18 protein-coding genes are annotated in these 21,186 nt (G+C 60.1%); 10 read left to right on the top strand and 8 right to left on the bottom strand.

From position 1 onward, the window contains the following. Nucleotides 1-31 precede the first annotated feature (31 nt). Entirely contained in the window at nucleotides 32-1,225 is a 1,194-nt protein-coding gene (locus tag ACUNV4_RS11695) for a PQQ-dependent sugar dehydrogenase (protein ID WP_430878723.1), read from the bottom strand. 88 nt (nucleotides 1,226-1,313) lie between these two features. After that, a complete protein-coding gene (gene queF, locus ACUNV4_RS11690; RefSeq protein WP_430878722.1) occupies nucleotides 1,314-2,129 on the bottom strand; it encodes an NADPH-dependent 7-cyano-7-deazaguanine reductase QueF in 816 nt (271 codons plus the stop codon). A gap of 289 nt (nucleotides 2,130-2,418) precedes the next feature. Between queF and ACUNV4_RS11685 the strand changes: the two genes are divergently transcribed. From ACUNV4_RS11685 to ACUNV4_RS11675, 3 genes are all read left to right on the top strand, one after another. Continuing rightward, a complete protein-coding gene (locus ACUNV4_RS11685; protein WP_430878780.1) occupies nucleotides 2,419-3,357 on the top strand; it encodes a ribose-phosphate pyrophosphokinase in 939 nt (312 codons plus the stop codon). Further along, nucleotides 3,326-3,943 carry a GFA family protein gene (locus ACUNV4_RS11680; RefSeq protein WP_430878721.1) on the top strand — a complete coding sequence of 206 codons (618 nt, stop codon included), beginning with the start codon at nucleotides 3,326-3,328 and terminating at the stop codon, nucleotides 3,941-3,943. Before ACUNV4_RS11685 ends, ACUNV4_RS11680 begins: the two co-directional genes overlap by 32 nt. Before the next feature lie 82 nt (nucleotides 3,944-4,025). Then, nucleotides 4,026-4,964: an AraC family transcriptional regulator gene (locus tag ACUNV4_RS11675; RefSeq protein ID WP_430878720.1), complete on the top strand. Its 939-nt coding sequence runs from the start codon at nucleotides 4,026-4,028 to the stop codon at nucleotides 4,962-4,964. A 47-nt stretch (nucleotides 4,965-5,011) separates the two neighbouring features. Here the strand turns inward: ACUNV4_RS11675 and ACUNV4_RS11670 are convergent, their stop codons facing one another. Next, nucleotides 5,012-6,262 carry an MFS transporter gene (locus tag ACUNV4_RS11670; protein ID WP_430878719.1) on the bottom strand — a complete coding sequence of 417 codons (1,251 nt, stop codon included), beginning with the start codon at nucleotides 6,260-6,262 and terminating at the stop codon, nucleotides 5,012-5,014. Nucleotides 6,263-6,422: 160 nt separating this feature from the next. Between ACUNV4_RS11670 and ACUNV4_RS11665 the strand changes: the two genes are divergently transcribed. Together ACUNV4_RS11665 and ACUNV4_RS11660 are read left to right on the top strand one after the other, a co-directional pair. Then, nucleotides 6,423-7,355, top strand: coding sequence for a LysR family transcriptional regulator (locus tag ACUNV4_RS11665; protein ID WP_430878718.1), 933 nt, complete (start codon nucleotides 6,423-6,425; stop codon nucleotides 7,353-7,355). Between the two features lie 84 nt (nucleotides 7,356-7,439). Further along, nucleotides 7,440-8,168 (top strand): SDR family oxidoreductase, encoded by a 729-nt coding sequence (locus ACUNV4_RS11660; protein WP_430878717.1) that lies wholly within the window; start codon nucleotides 7,440-7,442, stop codon nucleotides 8,166-8,168. A 111-nt stretch (nucleotides 8,169-8,279) separates the two neighbouring features. On the opposite strand, the gene ACUNV4_RS11655 is transcribed toward ACUNV4_RS11660, so the two are convergent. Together ACUNV4_RS11655 and ACUNV4_RS11650 are read right to left on the bottom strand one after the other, a co-directional pair. Beyond that, nucleotides 8,280-9,506, bottom strand: a complete 1,227-nt coding sequence (locus ACUNV4_RS11655) for a threonine/serine exporter family protein (RefSeq protein ID WP_430878716.1) — start codon at nucleotides 9,504-9,506, stop codon at nucleotides 8,280-8,282. Nucleotides 9,507-9,549: 43 nt separating this feature from the next. Next, nucleotides 9,550-9,930: an Mth938-like domain-containing protein gene (locus tag ACUNV4_RS11650; RefSeq protein ID WP_430878715.1), complete on the bottom strand. Its 381-nt coding sequence runs from the start codon at nucleotides 9,928-9,930 to the stop codon at nucleotides 9,550-9,552. 74 nt (nucleotides 9,931-10,004) lie between these two features. Here ACUNV4_RS11650 and ACUNV4_RS11645 point away from each other — a divergent pair, with 74 nt between their 5' ends. Beyond that, nucleotides 10,005-11,342, top strand: coding sequence for a homoserine dehydrogenase (locus ACUNV4_RS11645; protein WP_430878714.1), 1,338 nt, complete (start codon nucleotides 10,005-10,007; stop codon nucleotides 11,340-11,342). A 103-nt stretch (nucleotides 11,343-11,445) separates the two neighbouring features. Continuing rightward, the gene (thrC, locus tag ACUNV4_RS11640; RefSeq protein WP_430878713.1) at nucleotides 11,446-12,588 is read left to right on the top strand and encodes a threonine synthase; all 1,143 of its coding nucleotides are present in this window, start codon (nucleotides 11,446-11,448) and stop codon (nucleotides 12,586-12,588) included. A 120-nt stretch (nucleotides 12,589-12,708) separates the two neighbouring features. On the opposite strand, the gene aat is transcribed toward thrC, so the two are convergent. The 3 genes from aat to trxB all read right to left on the bottom strand — a co-directional run bounded on the left by aat (nucleotide 12,709) and on the right by trxB (nucleotide 15,775). After that, nucleotides 12,709-13,404 (bottom strand): leucyl/phenylalanyl-tRNA--protein transferase, encoded by a 696-nt coding sequence (aat, locus tag ACUNV4_RS11635; protein ID WP_430878712.1) that lies wholly within the window; start codon nucleotides 13,402-13,404, stop codon nucleotides 12,709-12,711. A gap of 7 nt (nucleotides 13,405-13,411) precedes the next feature. Beyond that, on the bottom strand, nucleotides 13,412-14,716 hold the full coding sequence (locus ACUNV4_RS11630) for a GNAT family N-acetyltransferase (protein WP_430878711.1): 1,305 nt from the start codon (nucleotides 14,714-14,716) through the stop codon (nucleotides 13,412-13,414). 99 nt (nucleotides 14,717-14,815) lie between these two features. Further along, nucleotides 14,816-15,775: a thioredoxin-disulfide reductase gene (gene trxB / locus ACUNV4_RS11625; protein WP_430878710.1), complete on the bottom strand. Its 960-nt coding sequence runs from the start codon at nucleotides 15,773-15,775 to the stop codon at nucleotides 14,816-14,818. A 184-nt stretch (nucleotides 15,776-15,959) separates the two neighbouring features. Between trxB and ACUNV4_RS11620 the strand changes: the two genes are divergently transcribed. The 3 genes from ACUNV4_RS11620 (at nucleotide 15,960) to ACUNV4_RS11610 (ending at nucleotide 21,123) form a co-directional block, all read left to right on the top strand. Continuing rightward, nucleotides 15,960-18,974 carry a DNA translocase FtsK gene (locus tag ACUNV4_RS11620; RefSeq protein ID WP_430878709.1) on the top strand — a complete coding sequence of 1,005 codons (3,015 nt, stop codon included), beginning with the start codon at nucleotides 15,960-15,962 and terminating at the stop codon, nucleotides 18,972-18,974. A gap of 138 nt (nucleotides 18,975-19,112) precedes the next feature. After that, complete coding sequence (gene lolA, locus ACUNV4_RS11615; RefSeq protein ID WP_430878708.1) at nucleotides 19,113-19,796, top strand: outer membrane lipoprotein chaperone LolA; 684 nt, start codon at nucleotides 19,113-19,115, stop codon at nucleotides 19,794-19,796. Further along, nucleotides 19,786-21,123: a replication-associated recombination protein A gene (locus ACUNV4_RS11610; RefSeq protein ID WP_430878707.1), complete on the top strand. Its 1,338-nt coding sequence runs from the start codon at nucleotides 19,786-19,788 to the stop codon at nucleotides 21,121-21,123. Before lolA ends, ACUNV4_RS11610 begins: the two co-directional genes overlap by 11 nt. Nucleotides 21,124-21,186 lie beyond the last annotated feature (63 nt).

Raw genomic sequence — 21,186 nt, 5'->3', positions numbered from 1 at the left:
TGGGAGGCAGGCTGCAGGCCGTGGTCTTCCATCATCGGCAGCATGGCGTCAAGCGTATCATCGCACCGTTTCCGGAATCCGTCACGATGACCACGGAACCATCCTGCGCAACATCCACATCACGAACCCGACCTTGTCCTTGCAGGTACCGTGCTTCGCCGGTGACTCGCGTCCCATCCAGCTCCAGCCGGACCAGGGCCTGACTGGCCAGACCGCCGATCAGAACGCTGTCCTGCCAATCCGCAAACAGCTCACCGTCATAGAAGGCCATGCCGCTGGGTGCGATCACGGGGTCCCAATAATACAGGGGCTGCTCGAACGTCTCATCTGCGGTGATGCCTTCGCCAATCGGTCGGCCCGAGTATTCCTCGCCGTAGGTCACGACGGGCCAGCCGTAGTTGCGTCCGGCCTCCGGTCGGTTCAGTTCATCCCCGCCACGTGGCCCGTGCTCCACGGTCCACAGCGCTCCATCGGGGCCGAGGGCCGCCGACTGGATGTTACGATGACCATACGACCAGATCTCCGGTTGCCCACCCGCTATCGTCGGGTTACCGGATGCGGCGCCGCCCAGAGGGTCGATGCGCAATACCTTGCCCAGATGAGTGGTGACATCCTGTGCCAGTTGTCGAGGTTCACGCTGAGAGCGCTCACCGGTCGTCACGTACAGGGCTCCGTCCCTGCCGAACACCAGCCGCGAGCCATAATGCGCGGTAGAGGCCCAGGCAGGCTGCTGCTGAAAGATCACGTCGACATCATCGAGCTGGCTATTGTCAGCCGAGAGTACGCCGGTGGCCACGGCAGTAGCGTTCTCACCCTTGCCACGTGGTTCGGCATAGCTCCACCAGACACGCCGCGTCTGTGCAAAGTCATCGGCGACCAGGACATCCAGCAAGCCACCCTGGCCGCGCGCATCGACCTCGGGCACACCCTTGATGGGCGCGGAAAGGGTGCCGTCGACAGATACCAGCCGCAGGGCTCCACCTCGTTCCGTGACCAGCCAGTCACCGTTCGGCAACTGATCGATACCCCAGGGACTGCTCAGCCCCTGCGCGATGGTTTCCTGTTGCAGTTCCACGTCCTGATCAATGATGGGGGCTCGAGTCTGACCGTCGAATGCCGGCCGTTGATCCGGTGAGTTCGGGGGTGTTCGGTTGAAATCCTGAGCGGTTGCAAGCGCAGGGGGCAGGATAAAGGCAAAGGCCAGCATCAGGCGGGTCGGGGTCATGGGTGGCTCCTGTGAATGTCACTCGAATCACCATAGTGGAGCGCAAGGAGCCGGAATGGTTGCCGTTGCAATAGAGTCATGGTGTTTGTCACTGCCTGGACAGGCGGCTGTTGACAGCTGATTCTGCAGTTGTGCTGCGATAGGGGTTGATGTCCAGCCCGCCCCGACGCACATAGCGCGCATGCACGCTCAGTTGGCGAGGTTGGCAGTTCTCGAGGATATCGAGAAAGATCTGCTCGACGCACTGCTCGTGGAAGTCGCCATGCTCGCGGTAGGACACCAGGTATTTCAGCAGGCCTTCCCTGTCGAGGGGGGCGCTCAGGCAATCGATCCGGATGCTGGCCCAGTCGGGTTGGCCGGTAACCGGGCAGTTGGACTTGAGCAAGTGACTGTAGAGCGTCTGCCGAATCACATCGCCAGGCGTTGTCTGCAACAGACGAGGCGCTGGTTCGTAATGCTCGATGGCGACATCCAGCTGGTCCAGACACTCTCCATCAAGCTGCGCAATGCAAGCCTGTTCATCGACCGATCGCATCGATACGCTGACCGGCGCACCGGCAACCTGACTCAGATCTTCCACCATGTGCTGGTGTACCGTCTCGATGGTATCGAAGCGGCTCAGATTGAAGGAGTTCAGGTACAGCTTGAATGACTTCGATTCGATGATGAAGGGCGATTCGCAGGGTACCCGTATTTCTGCCATGGCCACCTGAGGCAGACCCCTGGGGTTGAGCCAGGAAAGTTCGTAGGCATTCCAGATATCACAGCCTTGAAACGGGGCTGTTGCATGCCCCCGAGTCTGCCAGCTGTTGCTGCGCGGAATCGCGAACAGCTGATCGGGATCGTAATGGCACACATACGGCGTGCTCTGTCCCAGTGGGGCGTCTTTCAGATAGTCGTTCATGGTCTGTCGGGGGGGCTTCGAGCGCTGCGGCAGAAATCGGGTCCTACTGTACCGCAGAGCGGCGGGAAGTGGCGGAGAGTCACAGCTGCAGCATTGCCCGGATTCGTGATTGGTCGGTGACTGGTTGTCAATGATGGAAGTCGACACCGGGTTTCACTCGTCGGTGATTCCTGAAACGTCAGGCTGTTTCGACGGCTTGCGAAAACGGTTAGGCTAGGTCGATGGGTACTGGTCTGGCGATAGCGTGTGCCATCAATCGAGACAGAGCTTGTTCATGTCATTCAAGAAAATGATGATCTTCGGCGGAAACGCCAATACGCAATTGACTGGGGAGATTGCAGCCTATCTCCAGCAACCCGTTGGCAAGCTGTCATTGTCGCGGTTCAGTGATGGTGAAACCTCGCTCGAGATTCGGGAGGGCGTGCGCGGTTGTGATGTCTTTGTCGTGCAGTCGGTGTGTGCACCCACCAATGACAATCTGATGGACCTGCTGATCATGGTTGATGCATTCAAGCGCGCATCGGCAGGACGCATCACCGCTGTCATACCCTATTACGGGTATGCGAGGCAGGATCGCCGTGTGCGCTCCGTCAGAGTCCCCATTACCGCAAAGCTGGTTGCCAACATGCTGAGCACGGCCGGTGTTGATCGCGTATTGACGGTGGATGTGCACTCGGAGCAGATCCAGGGATTCTTCGATATTCCCGTCGACAATGTCTATGCTTCACCGCTGCTGCTGCTCGATATCTACCGAAACAAGTACCCGGATCTGATCGTGGTATCACCGGATGTGGGTGGGGTAGTTCGAGCGCGCTCCGTGGCCAAACAGCTTGATGACGCCGAGTTGGCCATCATCGACAAACGCCGTCCACAGGCAAACGAGGCTCAGGTCATGCACATCATCGGAGATGTCGTGGGCAAGACTTGCGTGGTCATCGACGATATGGTCGATACGGCCGGTACCCTGTGCAAGGCGGCTGGCGCACTGAAGGAACACGGTGCCGGAAAGGTCGTCGCCCTGGCAACGCATGCGGTTCTGTCGGGGCCTGCACTGGACAATATCGAAGCGTCGGAGCTGGATGAACTCGTGGTCACCGATACCATTCCACTGAGCCAGCGAGCCGAGAACTGTCACAAGATTCGACGCCTGTCGGTCGCCAGCTTGCTGGCAGAGACGATACGTCGTATCCATCACGATGAGTCGGTCAGCTCGGTATACATGGATTGATGACCAACTGACTGCAATTTTCGCAGGATTTGTCAAACGCCAGTGTGTTCAGATAGTGGTGAGGCAAGGCAGTTGGCGCATGGCCCGGGTAGTGTCCGCCAGCCCTCCGGCTTGTCCGCTACTGATACTGTCAACCGACGAGGAAGTTGCTATGAACGAATACCACGGTAAATGTCTCTGCGGTGCTGTCCAGATCACGGCACAGGCCAGGGGGAATGTCGGCAGTTGTCATTGTTCCGTGTGTCGACGCTGGTGTGGAGGGCCGATGTTCGCGCTGCATGCCGAGGGACAACCGGACATCAGAGGTGAAGAGTCGATCACTCGCTACCGTTCGTCCGATTTCGCGGAGCGCGGATTCTGCAAGCAGTGTGGCACGACCTTGTTCTACCACCTGATCCCCGGGGAATTCAGTGCCGACGGAGCGTACATGTTTGCCGCCGGCATGCTGGACCTGCCCGATGATACAGTCTTCGACAACGAAATATATATCGATTCCCAGCCCGGCTGGTATCGTTTCGATAATGCCGATTCACGGAATCGAATGACTGAACAGGAATTCCTGCAGAGCCTCGGTATTCCAACCTGAGAAGGCAAAGGGGGCAGGGTTGCCAATGCTCGATGTGGCGAACTGTCGGAGCAAGCCGGATTGTGCCAAGAGCATGTGCCTCATGAAGACCACGCAGCAGCGACACGCGCAGCGAATCCAGCGCGTCATCGACCATATTCACGATCATCTGGCCGAGGATATCGACAGTGCCACCGTCGCCGAGGTGGCACATCTGTCAGCCTATCACTGGCACCGCATCTACGTTGCGGTGACCGGTGAAAGTGCTGTGGCCACCTTGCGCCGGGTTCGGCTGCAGAGAACAGCGACCGAATTGCTTCGTGACGATCGTCCGGTGGCCGAGATAGCGGCAGAGTGTGGGTTCGATAATCTGCAGGCGTTCACGCGATTGTTCTCACGGACCTATGGGATGCCACCGGGCAGGTTTCGCCATGGCGGCAAGAGTGGCATTCAACCGCAGCCGTCGTCATCCAGCAATGCGAGGATCGGCGCGGCCGCAGATCGATCCGGTTCCGCTGGTGATGCACCGGAAAGCGAGACCGTTGGGCCGGTAGTCGACGAATCATCTGATGCCCGGTCGGTCACTATTGCCGAGAGAGCCCCCTTGAGGCTCATCGGACTCTGGCACCAGGGTGACTATCACGACATAGGGCGTGTGTTCGAAAAGATCATGGCCGCAGCCGAGATCGAGTCCTGGCCTCGCAGTGAAACCTTTACCGTGGGGGTCTATTTCGACGATCCGGACGTCATCCCGGAGGAGCGATGTCGATCCTTTGCAGGTATTCCCGTACCCGAGGACTTCAGAACGCCTGATGGCTACGAGACGCAGAATGTGCCCGGTGGTCTGCATGCCAGCTGTCTGCATGTCGGTCCCTACGCCATGTTGCCACGCAGCTATCGCTGGCTGTATCGCGAATGGTTGCGTGACGCTGCTCAGGATGCGCGCGATGAGCCTTGTTACGAGGCCTATCTGAATACGCCGTACAACACGCCACCCGCCGAGCTTGAAACCCTGATCTGCATGCCTCTGGAAGAAGCATGATGCCGAGTACGCCGGGGCTGGGATGCCGGATAAGCGAGGCTGCCGGGTCAATCGCTTGAGGCTGCGCCAACGGACAGGCGCACTGCGCGCATGTTGCACCACAGGTGATGCAGTATGGCGGCTGCCGCCAGAGACAGGCCGAACAGGGCGACTCCATGCCAACCGGCCAGACTCATGATCTTGACGCTGGCTGCAGAGCCGATGGCGGCGGCAATGTAGTACGCCAGCATGTACACGGCATTCATGCGGCTCTGTGCGTCAGGGTCGATGGAAAATACCCTGACCTGATTGGGAATCTGTGCACCGAATACACCCAGGTCCAGCAGGATGATGCCCACGACAAGACCGGCAAGATTGTCGCCCCAGACCAGCAGAACCACGAAGGCGGCGGCCACCAGGGACAGGGATGCACTGATGATGCGGGTAGCTCCGAGGCGATCCACCAGGCGTCCGGCGAGCTTGGCGCCGAAGATTCCGGCAAGCCCCACCAGGCCGAACAGGCCTGCCTGTTGCACGGTGTAGTTCATTGGTTCACCGGTGACATGAATGGCCAGTGTCGACCACAGGGCGTTGAATGCAGCAAACCAGAGAGCGCCGGTCAGGGCGCACTCGCGCAACAGGCTGTGCTGGCGCAGTAGCGTGAACAGTGACATTATCAGTGCTGGATAGGGCATGGTCACCCTTGGCTTGTTTGCTGGCAGCCGCCATCGCAGCAGAATGCCGAATATCGCTGCCAGCAGCGCGGCAAACAGGAACACGGCGCGCCAGCCGAAATACTCGGCAATCGTGCCACTGACGGTACGCGACAGCAGGATGCCGATCGTCAGACCGGTCATCAGATTACCCATGATCCTGCCGCGGCTTTCCGGCGGTGACAAGGCCGCTCCCAGCGGGATCAGCTGCTGGGTGATGTTCGCACCGATGCCCACCGCCAACGAAGCCACCAGCAAGACGCCGAAGTTCGGTGAGATCCACACGCTCATCAGGGCCAGGGTCAGGAGAATGGACAGGCTGCTGATCAGATTGCGCCGGCTCATGCTGTCGCCCAGTGGCGAGATGAGCAGAATCGAGATGGCGTAGCCCAGCTGCGTGGCAGAGGGAATCAGTCCCATGGTGCCCTCACTCAGCCCGAAACTCTCACCCATTGAGGGTAGCAGCGGCTGGTTGTAGAACATGTTGGCAGCCGTGGCCGAGATGGCGGTGGCCATCAACAGGACCATGGACGCTGACAAGGGGTTGGTATGCGTGGAGTCAGTCATGTCGCTATCGGTGTTGTCCGGGGTGTCGGCAATGGACACTGCCGGTTTTTCCGTGAGTGTTCATGCGGGTTGGCGCAGGGCCTCGGTCGGCATTCCGTGACCAACTGCGTCTGCTGTGCTTGCAAGATAGGGAGGATTGGGAAATAAGAGAAATGTTATTATCTGATCGTATTGATACGTTTCAGGTATGAATGAGCCAATGGAGATTCGTGTTCTCAAGACCTTTGTCGCAGTGGCTCGGCTGCAGGGTTTCTCCGCGGCTGCGCGCGCGCTCAATACCGTGCAGCCTGCCGTCAGTCGCCAGATCTCCGATCTGGAAGCGGAACTGGGCGTCAGCCTGTTCAGGCGCAGCACTCGTGAAGTCCACATCACGGCTGCGGGTGACATGCTGTTGAAGGAAGCAGAGCAGATCATTGCTCATGAGGAGCGTGCTCGCCAACAGGTGCAGCGTGCCGGGCAGGGCCAGATCGGACGCCTGCGAGTCGGCTTTCTCGGGTCGGCCTGCCAGTCCTTTCTTCCGCGGTTGATTCTCCGCTATTCCGAAGCCTTTCCCGAGGTGCAGGTCAGCCTGCTGGAGATGCGAGCCTTCGAGCAGACGCAAGCCCTGAGCGAGGGGCGTCTGGACATATCGCTGTCGAGAGGGCTGTCGCCGTCAGCCCCGGACAGCATCACCAGTCTGGATCTGTATACGGACCAGCTGATGGCATTCGTTCCGCTCAATCATGCGCTGGCATCGCGTGCGAGCATCTCGCTGGATGAGCTGGCTGATGAGCGTTTCGTGCTCTACAACCGCTCCGGCTCCGCGACCCTGTTCGATCAGACCATCAGTGCCTGCCACAAGGCAGGCTTTTCTCCCGAGATCATTCAGCAAGCGAACACCATGCAGGCCGTACTCACCAGTGTGGCGTCATGCCTGGGCGTCGCCATCGCGCCTGCCTGTATCCGCAAGCTGGACATGACCGGTTGCGGGAGTCTTCGCCTGCAAGACAGGACGGTTTCCATTCCGTTCCAGATGCACTTCCAGTCACCCGGCACTGAGGCGACCACCTCGGCCTTCATTGACCTGGTCAAGGCCGCTCGCAAACAGATTCGTCAGGAAATGAACCCGTCGCGAACCCTGTCCCGAGGCTGAGGCGCATGAAACGACTGTCGCCGGACCGGATCAGTGTGATAGAACGGAGGTTGGCGATTCTCATGAACAATAGCCGGGGTTGACATGCAAGGACATCTGCAAGGCAAGGTTGCAGCCATCACGGGAGCGGCATCGGGGATCGGGCTGGCCTGTGCCGAGGCAATGCTGGAGTCGGGAGCGAAAGTGGCCCTGATCGACCGGGATAGGGCCGCCCTGGACACCCTGCACGACATTCACGGAGATGCCGTGATACCGCTGGTCATCGACCTGCTTGACCCAGGCAGTTGTGCCACCCTGCTGCCGCGTGTACTCGATGCGGCCGGCCGACTGGATATCCTGCACGCCAATGCCGGCCTCTACGTCGGTGGCGATCTGGTCGATGCCGATAACGATGCCATCGACCGGATGCTCAACCTGAACATCAATGTGGTGATGAAGAATGTGCGCGATGTGCTGCCGCACATGATCGAACGTGGCGAGGGCGATATCGTGGTGACCAGTTCGCTGGCAGCCCATTTTCCCACGCCCTGGGAACCGGTCTATGCTTCATCCAAATGGGCTGTGGACTGTTTCGTGCAGACCGTGCGCCGCCAGGTGTTCAAGCACGGCATCCGCGTGGGATCGGTATCCCCCGGACCGGTGATCAGCGCGCTGCTGGCCGACTGGCCGGAGGAAAAACTGCAGGAACTGAAGGACGCCGGCAGCCTGATCGAACCTGCCGAGGTGGCCGATGCCGTGCTGTACATGCTGACCCGACGTCGCGGGGTGACCATTCGCGACATGATCATCATGCCATCGAGTTTCGACTTGTAGAAACTGCCTTGCCTTGCCTTGCCTTGCCTTGCCCGGTGCGGTATTCCCGTGCTGCTCGTGTCATCGGCCAGTCGGAGCTGGCAGGCGCTCTGCAGGATTGTCGGTGTGGGCCTACAGGGATTTTCTCGGCTCGACCACCGCGCTGGCAAATACCAGCCCTGCTATCAGCGACATGAACAGCAGAAAGGACTGCACGCCGATGTTGTCCACCGTCAGGAACTGCTTGCTGGTAACGGCATCATCCAGACCGACGTAGACCTTGCTGCCGGGCACCAGTACCACGATACCGGGCAGCGTCACCAATGCTGCAGGCAGGTTGCGCCAGCGTGCAAACAGATTGGCATAGGCACCCACGGCAAATGCACCAAGAAATGCCCCCAGAGTGGTGCCCCATGCCGTCGTGGCCAGGGTGCTGACGGCATAGGCGAGCACGCCTGCGGCAACGCCCCAGGGAGCGTCGACCAGGCGTGCCTTGAAGACTACCGACAGGCCGCTGGCCAGCAGAAGCACGGCAGGCCAGGCCGTCCACAGGGGGACATGGAAATCATCGACGGGGAGGGTTTCGCCCCAGATCAACACCCCGATGGCCACCCCCAGAACGGTGCCGAAGTACAGCTTGAACAGCACCATCAGCGAATCCATGATGCGGGCGGTGCCGGAAATCAGCTCGCGGGCGGCCAGCTCACGAAAGCCCATGGCCAACGACAGTCCCGGAATGAAGATGATGATGCTGGAGAGCACGACCAGAGGCTGGTTGATGCCGGGATCCAGCCGAGTGAGACCGACGGCAATGATGGCAACCACGGTGGCCGACAGCGGTTCCAGCATGCTGGACACGCTTCGTGACCGGCCTGACCAGGCGACGAAGGCATAAACCAGCATGGAGAGAATGGCCGCCCACATGACATCATTCCAGCTGCCGCGCATCAGCATGGAAAAGGCACTGCCCAGCACGATGTAGGCAAACAGGGTCACCAGCTCAGGGTAGGGGGAGCCGGCATTCTCGATCTCCTTCAGGCCTGTTCTGGCCTCTTCGAGCGTGGATTTTCCGGCCACCAGTTCATTGACCAGGATGTCGGTACGCGCCAGAGACGCCAGATCCAGATCGCCGGGCTTCACCCGCATGGAGTAGTTGTAGACGTCATCATCCGGCGCGCCCTGCACCCACAGACAGTAGGTGAGTGTTGTCGGACTGACCAGAAAATAACCATCAAGATTCAGATGGGCGGCCACGGTTTTCAGATGGGCTTCCAGCCGGAAGGCCGGAGTGCCGTACCTGTGCAGCATTTCGCCAAGCTTGATGACAAACGAGCACTGCTGTTTGAATGTGAGGGCCATGGGGCAGTGATTCGCCTGAGTCGAGAATTCGGTCAATCAATAATCATTCCCGAATCTGCAGCAGGGCCGCGGCCACCGGCCGGTATTCGTTTACCAGCACACTGTAGGTTCGACAGGCTGCTCGTGTGTTCATGACTTCCAGCGAGACGCCGCGCTGCCGCAATTCGGCCATTAGTGAAAAATCGGGGAAGATGTGTTGATGGCCTGAACCGAGCAGAAGAATCTCCGGTCTGTCTGCCTCCGCTTCATCGAAAATCGGATCGAAATGCGCCAGTGTCAGGCTCTTTACTTCCCCGTCGAACCAGTCTTGCACCACGCGAGTGCGGGTTATGATGATATTGCCGGTGTAATCCTGTCCGTTGACGCCAAGCACGCCCTTGCCGTAATTGCTGATCAGGTTTTGATCAGAAGTCTCTAGATGCATTTTCATCTCTGTATAATAAGCGCCCCGGGCCCGGGTGAACACCTGAAGAGCTCAATCACAGGCAGGAGATTTTCTTGAAACCGGTATCCATAGGCCTCTTGGGGCTTGGCACGGTCGGGCAGGGTGTGGCCAACATTCTGCTTCGCAATTCCGCTGAAATCGAACGCCGGACCGGCCGTCCCATTCGCGTGACGCGGGCTGCGGTACGCAATCAGGCCAAGGCCGAGGCTCTGGCGCTGGATATCGATATCACCACCGACGCCGACAGCATCGTCAGCGACCCGGATATCGACATTGTCTGTGAAGCCATGGGAGGCGAGGAGCCAGCGCTGCAGCTGCTGCACAAGGCCATCGCCAATGGCAAGCATGTCGTCACGGCCAACAAGGCGCTGATTGCCGTGCACGGTAACGAACTGCTGGAAGCCGCGCGCGACAGTAATGTCAGCGTCTCCTACGAGTCTGCCGTTGCCGGTGGTATTCCGATCATCAAGGCATTGCGCGAAGGCCTGGCAGCCAATCGCATCCAGTGGCTCGCCGGCATCATCAATGGCACCGGCAATTTCATTCTCAGCGAGATGGCCGAGAAGGGACGCAGCTTTGCCGATGTACTGGCAGAAGCGCAGGCACTGGGTTACGCCGAAGCCGATCCCACCTTCGATGTGGAAGGCATCGATGCCGCCCATAAACTGGCCATCATGGCCTCGGTAGCCTTTGGCATGCCGCTGCAGTTCGATGCCGTCTACACCGAGGGGATCAGTCACGTCACCCGCGAGGATGTCGAGTTTGCCGATGAGCTGGGCTATCGCATCAAGCACCTTGGACTGGCCCGAAAGCGTCAGGATGGTGTGGAACTGCGCGTGCATCCGACGCTGATACCCGAAAAACGCCTGTTGGCCAATGTCAATGGCGTGATGAACGCGGTGCTGGTTCATGGCGATGCGGTCGGACCCACTCTGTATTATGGTGCCGGTGCCGGTTCGGAACCGACAGGCTCGGCCATGGTGGCGGACATCATCGATGCCGTGCGCTGTCTGCATGCAGAGCCTGCACACAGGGTGCCGATGCTGGCATTCCAGGACGACGCCCTGAGCTCGCACGTCATGCTCGACACCCCCGACTATCTGTCGGCCTACTATCTGCGTCTGCATGCCCTGGATCAGCCCGGTGTGCTGGCGACGGTTACCGACATCTTCGGCAAGCTGGGGATCAGTATAGAAGCCATCATGCAGAAGGAGCCGGCGATGGCCGATTCAGGTGAGGCTGCTGATGAGTCCGGCGAGGTACCGATCGTGCCCATCATCCTGCTGACACGACGAGTTCGCGAAGGGTTGATCGAGCAGGCCATTGACCGCATTCAGGCCCTGACCACCATCACGCAGCCAGTGACCCGCATCCGAGTGGAGTCACTGTAATCACGGTTCAGCGAATCATTCTGCCCGTCGATAGTCACACGACCGGCAGAGTCATCCTTTACGCAACATTGCCGGAGTCGCTCCGGCACCAGAGTCTTCCAACATGTCTGCATCATCCAAGCGAGCCGCCCTCTACACCGGTCTGATTGATCGCTACCGGGATCGTCTGCCGGTCAGTGACAGCACCCCCGTGATCTCCCTTTGCGAAGGAGATACACCCTTGATCCGACTCAACAACATTCCTCGTGAGCTGGATATCGACGCCGAGATCTACGTCAAGTACGAAGGCCTCAACCCGACCGCCTCCTTCAAGGACCGCGGCATGACCATGGCCGTCAGCAAGGCCGCCGAAGAAGGCTCCAGGGCCATTGTCTGCGCCTCCACCGGCAATACCTCGGCGGCGGCTGCAGCCTATGCCGCGCGTGCCGGCATGACCGCCTTCGTGCTGATTCCCGAGGGCAAGATTGCCATGGGCAAGCTGGCGCAGGCCATCGCTCACGGTGCCGTGGTGCTGCAGATCAAGGGCAACTTCGATGACGGCATGCGTCTGGTCAAGGAAGTGGCTGGCGAGGCGCCGGTATCCATCGTCAACTCCATCAACCCCTATCGTCTGCAGGGTCAGAAGACAGCGGCCTTCGAAATCGTCGAAGCGCTGGGACGTGCGCCGGACTATCACTGCATCCCGGTGGGCAATGCCGGCAACATTTCCGGTTACTGGATCGGCTTCAGCGAAGCGGTGGGTCAGACCACGGCATCATGCACTCTCTACGAAGGGGCTGAAAACTGCCCGTACCTGCTGGAGGCAATGACCGACAAGCGCCCTGTCATGGTGGGTTACCAGGCCGACGGTGCGGCGCCATTTCTGCGCAATGAACCGGTTACCAGCCCCGAGACCCTGGCGACGGCCATCCGCATCGGCAACCCGCAAAGCTGGGATCTGGCACATGCCGCAGTCAATGAATCCGGTGGCTGGTTCGATGAGGTCAGCGATGAGGAACTGCTGGCAACGCAGGCCATGCTGGCTCGTCGCGAAGGCGTGTTCTGCGAACCGGCCTCGGCGGTATCCCTGTGTGGCACTCTGCGCGATCTGCAGTCCGGCAAGATACCCGCCGGCAGCCTGATCACCTGCACTCTGACCGGGCATGGCCTGAAGGATCCGGATATCGCTATCCGGGGCCGCGAAGCGGTGGAAACCGTGCAGGCCGAACTCGGTGCCGTGAAGGACGCCATTCTGCGCAACATCTGATCGACCCTGCACCTGGCCGCTGTCAGCATGGCGACCAGGTGCAGCAAGTTGACATCGGCGGACTTTCTGATGGCCGGTTGATGCCTGCGTGCCTGGCCTGCCTGGTGCAGGGAAATCGTGTCAGGCCGTGTGGGTCTGCAGCGCAGCTGGGGACTCCACGGGAAAGTCGCCATACTCGCTCAGCAGGTGCAGGTAATGCTCGCGCTTGATGGTGCTGGCACCCATGCTGGCCAGGTGGGGCGTCTCCAGCTGGCAATCGATCAGCTTGTACTGGCCGGATTGTGCCAGGTGCACCAGTGCCACCTTCGAGGCATCGCGTTCCAGCGAGAACATGGATTCTCCGACGAACACGCGTCCCATGCGAATGCCATAGAGTCCGCCAACCAGTCGGTGACCGTTCCACACTTCCAGAGAGTGGGCAACGCCCAGCGTATTCAGCAGGCAATAGGCCTCGATCATCTCCTGCGTGATCCAGGTGCCACTGCTGCCGGGGCGAGGTGCACCACATTGTTTCATGACTTCCCGATAGGCCAGGTTTTCCGTGACTTCCAGGCCGGCGTTGCGCAGGGTCTTGCGCAGACTGCGGGACACACGAATGTCCTCCGGCCATATCACGCATCGCGGGTCCGGTGACCACCAGAGAATCGGTTCGCCTGCTTCATACCAGGGAAAGATCCCCGCCCGATAGGCCGCTTGCAGGCGCCTGGGGCTGAGATTGCCACCGGCCATCAACAACCCGTTCGGCTCCGACAAAGCCGTACAGGTTGATGGGAACGGGGTCACATCGTCATCCGGGGCCAGAAACGGAATCGGCATAGTGGGCCTACAGGGAAAGTGTTTCAGCCTTGAAAGGTAACAAATCGGCGAGTCCACTGCACCTCTGTTCGATGTAAGGCCTTTCCTGCGACAGGAAATCGGCAATGGCATCGCGGAAACCGGGGTGCGCAACATAATGAGCCGAGCGGGTGATGGTCGGCAGGAAGCCGCGGGTGATCTTGTGTTCTCCTTGAGCGCCGGGTTCGAAACGGGCGATGCCATTGGCAATGCAGTATTCGATGCCCTGGTAGTAGCAGGCCTCGAAATGCAGAGAGTGGTAGTCGCGCCGACAACCCCAGTATCGGCCGTAGAGGGTGCTGTCTCCAATGAACATGACCGAACAGGCCACTGGCCATTCCGGTTGTTCGTCCTCGTCATCAAAGGCGAAGACGATCAGCACCTGGTCGCCCATCTTCTTGCCGATGGTTTCGAAAAACGCCAGTGTCAGGGACGGATTGCCCCATTTGCGATCAAAGGTGGACTCGTAGAAGCGATGTACCCAGCGCCACTCTGTCTGAGACAGGCTGCTGCCGAGTCGCTGTTCCAGGCGCAGGCCAGCGTCGCTGACATGGCGCCGCTCGCGTCGCAGGGTCTTGCGTCGCCGGGAGGTGCAAAGGGCGAGAAAGTCGTCGAAGTCGCTGTAGTTGTCGTTCTGCCAGTGATACTGACAATCAATGCGTTTCAGGTGGTCATTGGCCTGCGGGGGCTGTTCACTTTCCCCGGCCGTTTGCGCAGCGTCGTCACCGCTGGTAGCCGGGGCGGTGCCATCCTCGGAAGCCGACTCGGCCTGTTGATCGGTTGCCACCGGCTCCACCGCCGACAGTATGGCGCTCTCGCGCTCGGTCAGGAACAGGTAGTGCACGCTGGAATAACCCTGGGAGTCGGCAAACTGACGGACCGCCCGGGCCATCAGACTGACCGTCTGCTCATAAGGCTGATCGGCTCTGACCAACAGCCGCTGACCGGTTGCCGGAGTGAAGGGAATGCTCGATACCAGCTTCGGGTAGTACTCCATCTGGTGTCGCTCGTAGGCTTCGGCCCAGGCCCAGTCGAACACGAACTCGCCATACGAGTTGGTCTTGACATACGCGGGCACGCCGCCGATCAGTTCGCGCGAGTCCTCATCGCCGTCCCACAGCAGAAAGTAACGTGGATACCAGCCGGTGGATTCGCCCAGACAGCCGGTCTGGTCGAGAGTGTGCAGAAATTCATGGCGCAGAAACGGGTTGCCGTCATCACACAGGGCATTCCAGTGTGCTGCCGGTACCGCTTCCAGAGAATCTCGTACTTCCAGTTGTAGTTGCTGCTTCATCTGCCGAATCTGTGGCCGTGTAAGGAGCATCGCGCCTGCACCTGTCGAGTCGGCATCACGAACCTGCGACTCATGATGGCGGCACGACAGGGCAGAGGGTCATGATGCCTGCAGGGCTTCCAGGTAACGTTCTGCATCGAGGGCGGCCATGCAACCGGTCCCGGCCGAGGTGATGGCCTGACGGTATACGTGATCCATGACGTCTCCGGCAGCAAATACGCCGGGCACGCTGGTTGCGGTGGCATTGCCCTGGCTACCGCTCTGCACGCTCAGATAGCCGCCCTGCATGTCCAGCTGATCGATGAACAGGCTAGTATTGGGGCTGTGACCAATGGCGATGAAGACACCCAGCAGCTCGATCTCTTCCGTGTCACCGGTATCGACGTGTCGAATGCGCATGCCGGTAACGCCGGTCTGATCGCCCAGTACTTCATCCAGGGTGTGGTTCCAGGCAATGCGGATATTGCCATTGCGTTCCTTTTCGAACAGGCGATCCTGCAGAATCTTCTCGGCACGCAGAGAGTCTCGGCGGTGTACCAGAACAACTTCGCTACAGATATTGGACAGGTACAGCGCTTCTTCCACGGCGGTGTTGCCGCCGCCGATGACGGCTACCTTCTTCTGGCGATAGAAAAAACCGTCACAGGTGGCACAGGCCGACACCCCGCGACCCTTGAAGGCCTCTTCCGAGGGCAATCCCAGATACATGGCGCTGGCACCGGTGGCAATGATCAATGCATCGCAGGTATAGCTGCCATTGTCGCCGGTCAGATGCAGTGGGCGTTGTGAAAAGTCGACCGATTGGATGTGATCACTGATCAGCGTCGTTTCGAAGCGTTCAGCATGCTGTTTGAAGCGTTCCATCAGCTCGGGGCCCTGCACCCCCATGGCGTCTGCCGGCCAGTTGTCGACATCGGTCGTGGTGGTCAGCTGGCCACCGGGTTCCATCCCTGCTATCAGTACCGGCTCGAGATTGGCTCGAGCGGCGTACACCGCGGCGGTGTAACCGGCCGGTCCTGATCCGAGGATAAGTAACTTGCAGTGACGCGTATCGGTCATGGTGTTTCCGTTGTCTTTCGGTGTTGAATGAAAAGAGGGGGTGAATACTACCCCCAAACGAACCTGTGGCGACGGGTATGCGCGCAGGCGTCTGCTACACTTTTATTTCCGGCGAGCAACAATGTGGTATTGGATCCCGATAACACAACGCCTCTACTCATGCTAATAGGGCAGGACAGTTTTTTTGGCTCAAGCTACCAAAAAGCGCGCGGCTGTCGCACGCCGCAAGAAGGCACCAGCGGCTCGCAAGGCCAGCAGTGCCAAGAGTGCCGGCCGCGTGGCCAGTCGCCGTGCGACCGCGACGCGCCGCAGCGCCGCCACAACGTCTCGCAAGGGACGGGCATCGGCGGCTGATACGCGGGCGGCGGCCAGCGCTCAATTGTCGAATGCGCGGGCTCTGGGGCAGATGGGGCGACTTTTCCGGGAAGTCGGCGGGATTGTCTGTGGATTTGCCGCGCTGATTGCGTTGCTGGCACTGACCAGTTTCGATGCCAGCGATCCGGGCTGGTCTCATACGGGGCTGGGCGAACCCATCCAGAACAGTGTCGGACGAGTGGGGGCATGGTTTGCCGATGTGACCCTGTCACTGTTCGGCTACATGGCTTATCTGTTACCGCTGGTGATGGGGGTCGGTGGCTGGCTGCTGTTTCGTGACGAACGGCGGGTCATCAATGCCTACCGGCCGTTTGTCTTTGTGCGACTCATCGGCGTCATTCTGATGCTGGCCAGTGCCAGTGGCCTGGCCGATCTGCATTTCGGGGTACCTGACGGTGCCTTGCCGCACAACATCTTCGGCGGCGGCATTCTGGGAACGGCCGTGGCCTGGCGACTGGTGGGTGTGCTGCACCATCTGGGTACCACCCTTTTGCTGCTGGCGGTGTTCTTCAGCAGCCTGACGCTGGCATTCGGTACTTCCTGGTTGCAGTTGATCGAAGCCATCGGCGGGGCCGTGGTCGGGCTGTTCGAACGCATGAAGGGCCGGGTGAGCTCGATGTCGGAATCGCATGCCGAGCTGGCTCGCATTCGGGAAGCGGATCGGGCGCGTGAACTGCATCTGCGCCAGCGTGAGCGGGAAGTTGCTGCCATGGCCCGGGAGAAGGAGGCGAAGGCTGCTGGCAAACGTCGCGAGAGTGCGCCGAAGGCTACACCTCGCAAGCGTTCCGTGGCAAAGGTGCCGGAGCTGGACCCCTTGCTCGATATCGATGCCGACAACCCACCTCGCACGGGGCTGGCTGCTGCGCTGGCCATGGCACGCGAAAAGGCGATGGCCGGCACTCAGGCAGCCAGTGGTGTCGCCAAATCGGCGGCCAGGAACATGACGCCGGACTTTCACGGTGCCAGGATGGATGCGCTGGAACGTTCTCTGGGCGAGGCAGACCCCTTGCTGAACGAGACCGACCCACTGCTCAACGACAATGTCACGGTACGTCCGCCGGTCAATACGGCGGTTGCCGACCCGTTTGACGGTGATGATCCCCTCATCGATGAAGCATTCGATGAGGCGCCACCCAAGGCTGCGAAGAGCAAGCAGAAGGTACGTCCACCGGCGCCTGTCGTACCGGCGGTGACCAGTGAGGCGCCCGAGCACGAAACCGTGCTGCCGGTGATGGATCCGGCCCGCAAGAAGAAGATCGCGATCAAGCCGCGGGTAACCGAGCAGAAGCAGGCCAAGTTGTTCCTGGATGTGCCGGATTCCGATTTGCCGCCATTATCGTTGCTGGATGCGCCGGAACCCCAACGACCCGGTTTCTCGGATGAGGACCTGGAAGCGCTGTCTCGGCTGCTTGAACAGAAGCTGGCGGAGTTTCGCATTACCGTGGAAGTGGTCGCCGTACACCCGGGGCCGGTCATCACCCGTTTCGAGATGCAACTCGCTCCCGGTATCAAGGCCAGCCGAATCACCGGTCTGTCGCAGGACATTGCTCGCTCCATGTCCCTGGTGAGTGTGCGGGTGGTAGAGGTCATTGCCGGCAAGTCGACGATCGGCATCGAGGTGCCGAACGATCATCGCGAGATCGTGCAGCTGAGCGAAATGCTGCAATCATCACAGTACATCGAGAAGAAGTCTCCGCTGACGCTGGCACTGGGCAAGGACATCAGCGGTGAGTCGGTCACCGCCGATCTGGGCCGCATGCCGCATCTGCTGGTGGCAGGAACGACCGGCTCGGGCAAGTCGGTGGCCGTCAATGCCATGCTGATCAGTCTGCTGTACAAGGCCACGGCCAAGGATGTGCGCCTGATCCTGATCGATCCGAAGATGCTGGAACTCAATGTCTACGACGGTATCCCGCACCTGCTGTCACCGGTGGTCACGGACATGAAGGAGGCGGCCAATGCATTGCGCTGGTGTGTCGGCGAGATGGAACGACGCTATACGGTCATGGCGGCGCTCAAGGTGCGCAACATTGCCGGTTACAACAAGAAGGTCAATGACGGCATCAAGGCGGGTACGCCGATTGTCGATCCGCTGTACGATCCGCAGCTGTCGCTGACGCCGGCGGCAGCCCCGCCGACGCTGGAGCCCATGCCGTTCATCGTGGTGGTGGTCGATGAATTTGCCGACATGATGATGCAGGTGGGCAAGAAGGCCGAAGAGCTCATCGCGCGAATTGCGCAGAAAGCGCGTGCCGCAGGTATTCATCTGATTCTAGCCACCCAGCGACCCTCGGTGGATGTCATTACCGGTCTGATCAAGGCCAATGTCCCTACCCGGATCGCGTTTCAGGTGTCATCGAAGATCGATTCACGCACCATTCTGGATCAGGGTGGGGCGGAATCCCTGCTGGGTCACGGTGACATGCTCTATCTGCCGCCGGGTACGGCGCTGCCAGTGCGGGTGCACGGCGCCTTCGTGGATGATCATGAAGTGCAGAACGTCGTCTCCCACATCAAGCAGACGGGCGAACCGAATTACATCGACGAAATCCTGCAGGAGAACACAACGGCCATTCCCGGTCTGTCCGGGGGAGAACCCGAGGGCGGCGGAACCGAATCCGATGCCCTGTACGATCAGGCCGTGGAGATCGTGCTGGAATCTCGCAAAGCGTCCATTTCCTATGTACAGCGACGTCTGAAGATCGGTTATAACCGGGCAGCGCGCATGGTGGAGGAGATGGAGGCGGCCGGTGTCGTCAGTCAGGTGACATCCAGTGGCACACGTGAGGTGCTGGCGCCGCCGCCGACCCACGGGCACCACTGAGGTCGCACAATCCGCGCATGGCTTGCGTTCCGCTCAAGAGGGCATAGTTTGCCTCTGGAGAGCGGAACTACCGTTCTCGGCTGCCATCAAGGTAGACTGACCCGCTCGATTCGGCAAGACCGTACAGGATTTCCCAGCATGTATTGCGTATCACCGATGTTCCGACGCGCGCGTGCCCACGCGCAGCGCTCATTGCACTGGCTACCGGCCTCGCTGGCTGCCGTGTTGTTGCTGGCCTCGCAGATGGCGATGGGGTCAACGGCACTGGATCAGCTGGATCGCTTCGTCCAGGGGGTCGAGACCTTTCAGGCGGACTTCGAACAGACGCTGTATGACGCCGACTCCCAGCCGTTGCAGACCACCACTGGCTCCATCAGGCTCAAGCGCCCCGGACGTTTCGTGTGGTCCTATGACGGAGCCGATTCCCAGGAAATCGTCGCCGATGGAGAGCGCATCTGGTTGTACGACAAGGGGCTGGACCAGGTGACCGTCAACGCCATCAACGAGCGTATCGCCGGCACCCCGCTGGTCCTGCTGATGCGCTCGGCGCCACTGGAAGAGTCCTTCGACATCGTCGAACTGGGAGAGGCCGAAGGCATCAACTGGCTCGAACTCACCCCCATCAGCGAGAACTCGGATTTCGAGATGGTCTTTCTGGGAATGAACGATGCCGGACTGGCTGCCATGGAACTGCGAGACAATTTCGGTCAGGCGACGCAGATCCGCTTCAGTGACTTCGAGGCCGATGTGGAACTGGACGACTCCCTGTTCGTCTTCGAGGTACCCGAAGGCGTCGATGTGATCGGGCTCGATGACAACTAGCGGTCAGCTGTTCGGTGCCGATGACTCGGTGCGCCCTCTGGCCGACCGGCTGCGGCCGGAGTCGCTGAACGAATTCTTCGGCCAGACGCATCTGCTCGGTGCCGACAGTACATTGCGCCAGGCCCTGGAACGCAATCGCCTGCATTCCATGGTGTTCTGGGGGCCGCCCGGCACGGGAAAGACAACGCTGGCACGCATGATCGCCAGCCATTGTGACGCCCATTTCATGAGCCTGTCGGCCGTTCTGTCGGGTGTGAAGGATATCCGCGAGAAGGTGGCCGAGGCACGCGCAAGGCTCGATACCGAAGGGCGGCGCAGCGTGTTGTTTGTCGATGAGGTTCATCGCTTCAACAAGTCTCAGCAGGATGCCTTCCTGCCGCATATCGAGGATGGCACCTTGTATTTTGTGGGTGCCACCACCGAAAATCCCTCGTTCGAACTCAACAATGCACTGCTGTCGCGGGTGCGGGTCTATGTACTCAAGCATCTGGAAAGAAGTGACATTCGCGCGGTGATCGATCGTGCTCTGGTGGATCCGGAGCGCGGCCTCGGCGGTCTGGCCATCCGGATGGACGATGAGTATCGGGACCTGCTGGCAGCAACGGCCGATGGCGACGCCAGGCATGCGCTGGTACTGCTGGAACTGGCCTCGGATTGCGCCCGCATGGATGGTGCGACCCGCATCATCGATGAGGCAGTCATTCGGGAAGTGACGCGGGATTCCTTTCGCCAGTTCGACAAGGGCGGCGACCATTTCTACGATCAGATCTCGGCTCTGCACAAGTCCATGCGCGGTTCGGATCCGGATGCGGCGCTGTACTGGTTCTGTCGCATGCTCGATGGCGGTTGCGACCCGGCCTATATCGCCAGGCGTGTCCTGCGCTTTGCGTCGGAAGATATCGGCAACGCCGATCCACGCGCCTTCCAGCATGCCCAGTACGCCTGGGATGCCTATACGCGTCTGGGCAGTCCCGAAGGTGAGCTGGCCATTGCTCACGCCATCGTGTTCATGAGTTGTGCACCGAAGAGCAATGCGGTCTACCGTGCGTTCAAGGAGGCGATGGCCTTCGTCAGGCAGAACGGCAATCAGCCGGTGCCGATGAGCCTGCGCAATGCACCGACCAAACTGATGAGTGAACTGGGTCATGGAGAGGGTTATCGCTATGCGCACGATGAAGTGGATGGATTCGCTGCCGGTGCACATTATTTTCCGGATACACTGGAGGCCGTGCGCTTCTACGAGCCGGTGGAGCGCGGTCTGGAGATTCGCATCGCTGAGCGTCTTCGGGACTTGCGCGAACGCAATCGGCAGGCGGGCAAGCGCTAGAGGTCCGTCAACCCTGAGGTATCAGGTTGATGAACCACTGATTCGCATCAACGCAGGGGTGAT

It is taken from the genome of Granulosicoccus sp. 3-233, assembly GCF_052681095.1.
Note: the sequence above shows the minus strand (reverse complement) of the source record. Positions and strands in the feature narration are given on the sequence as shown.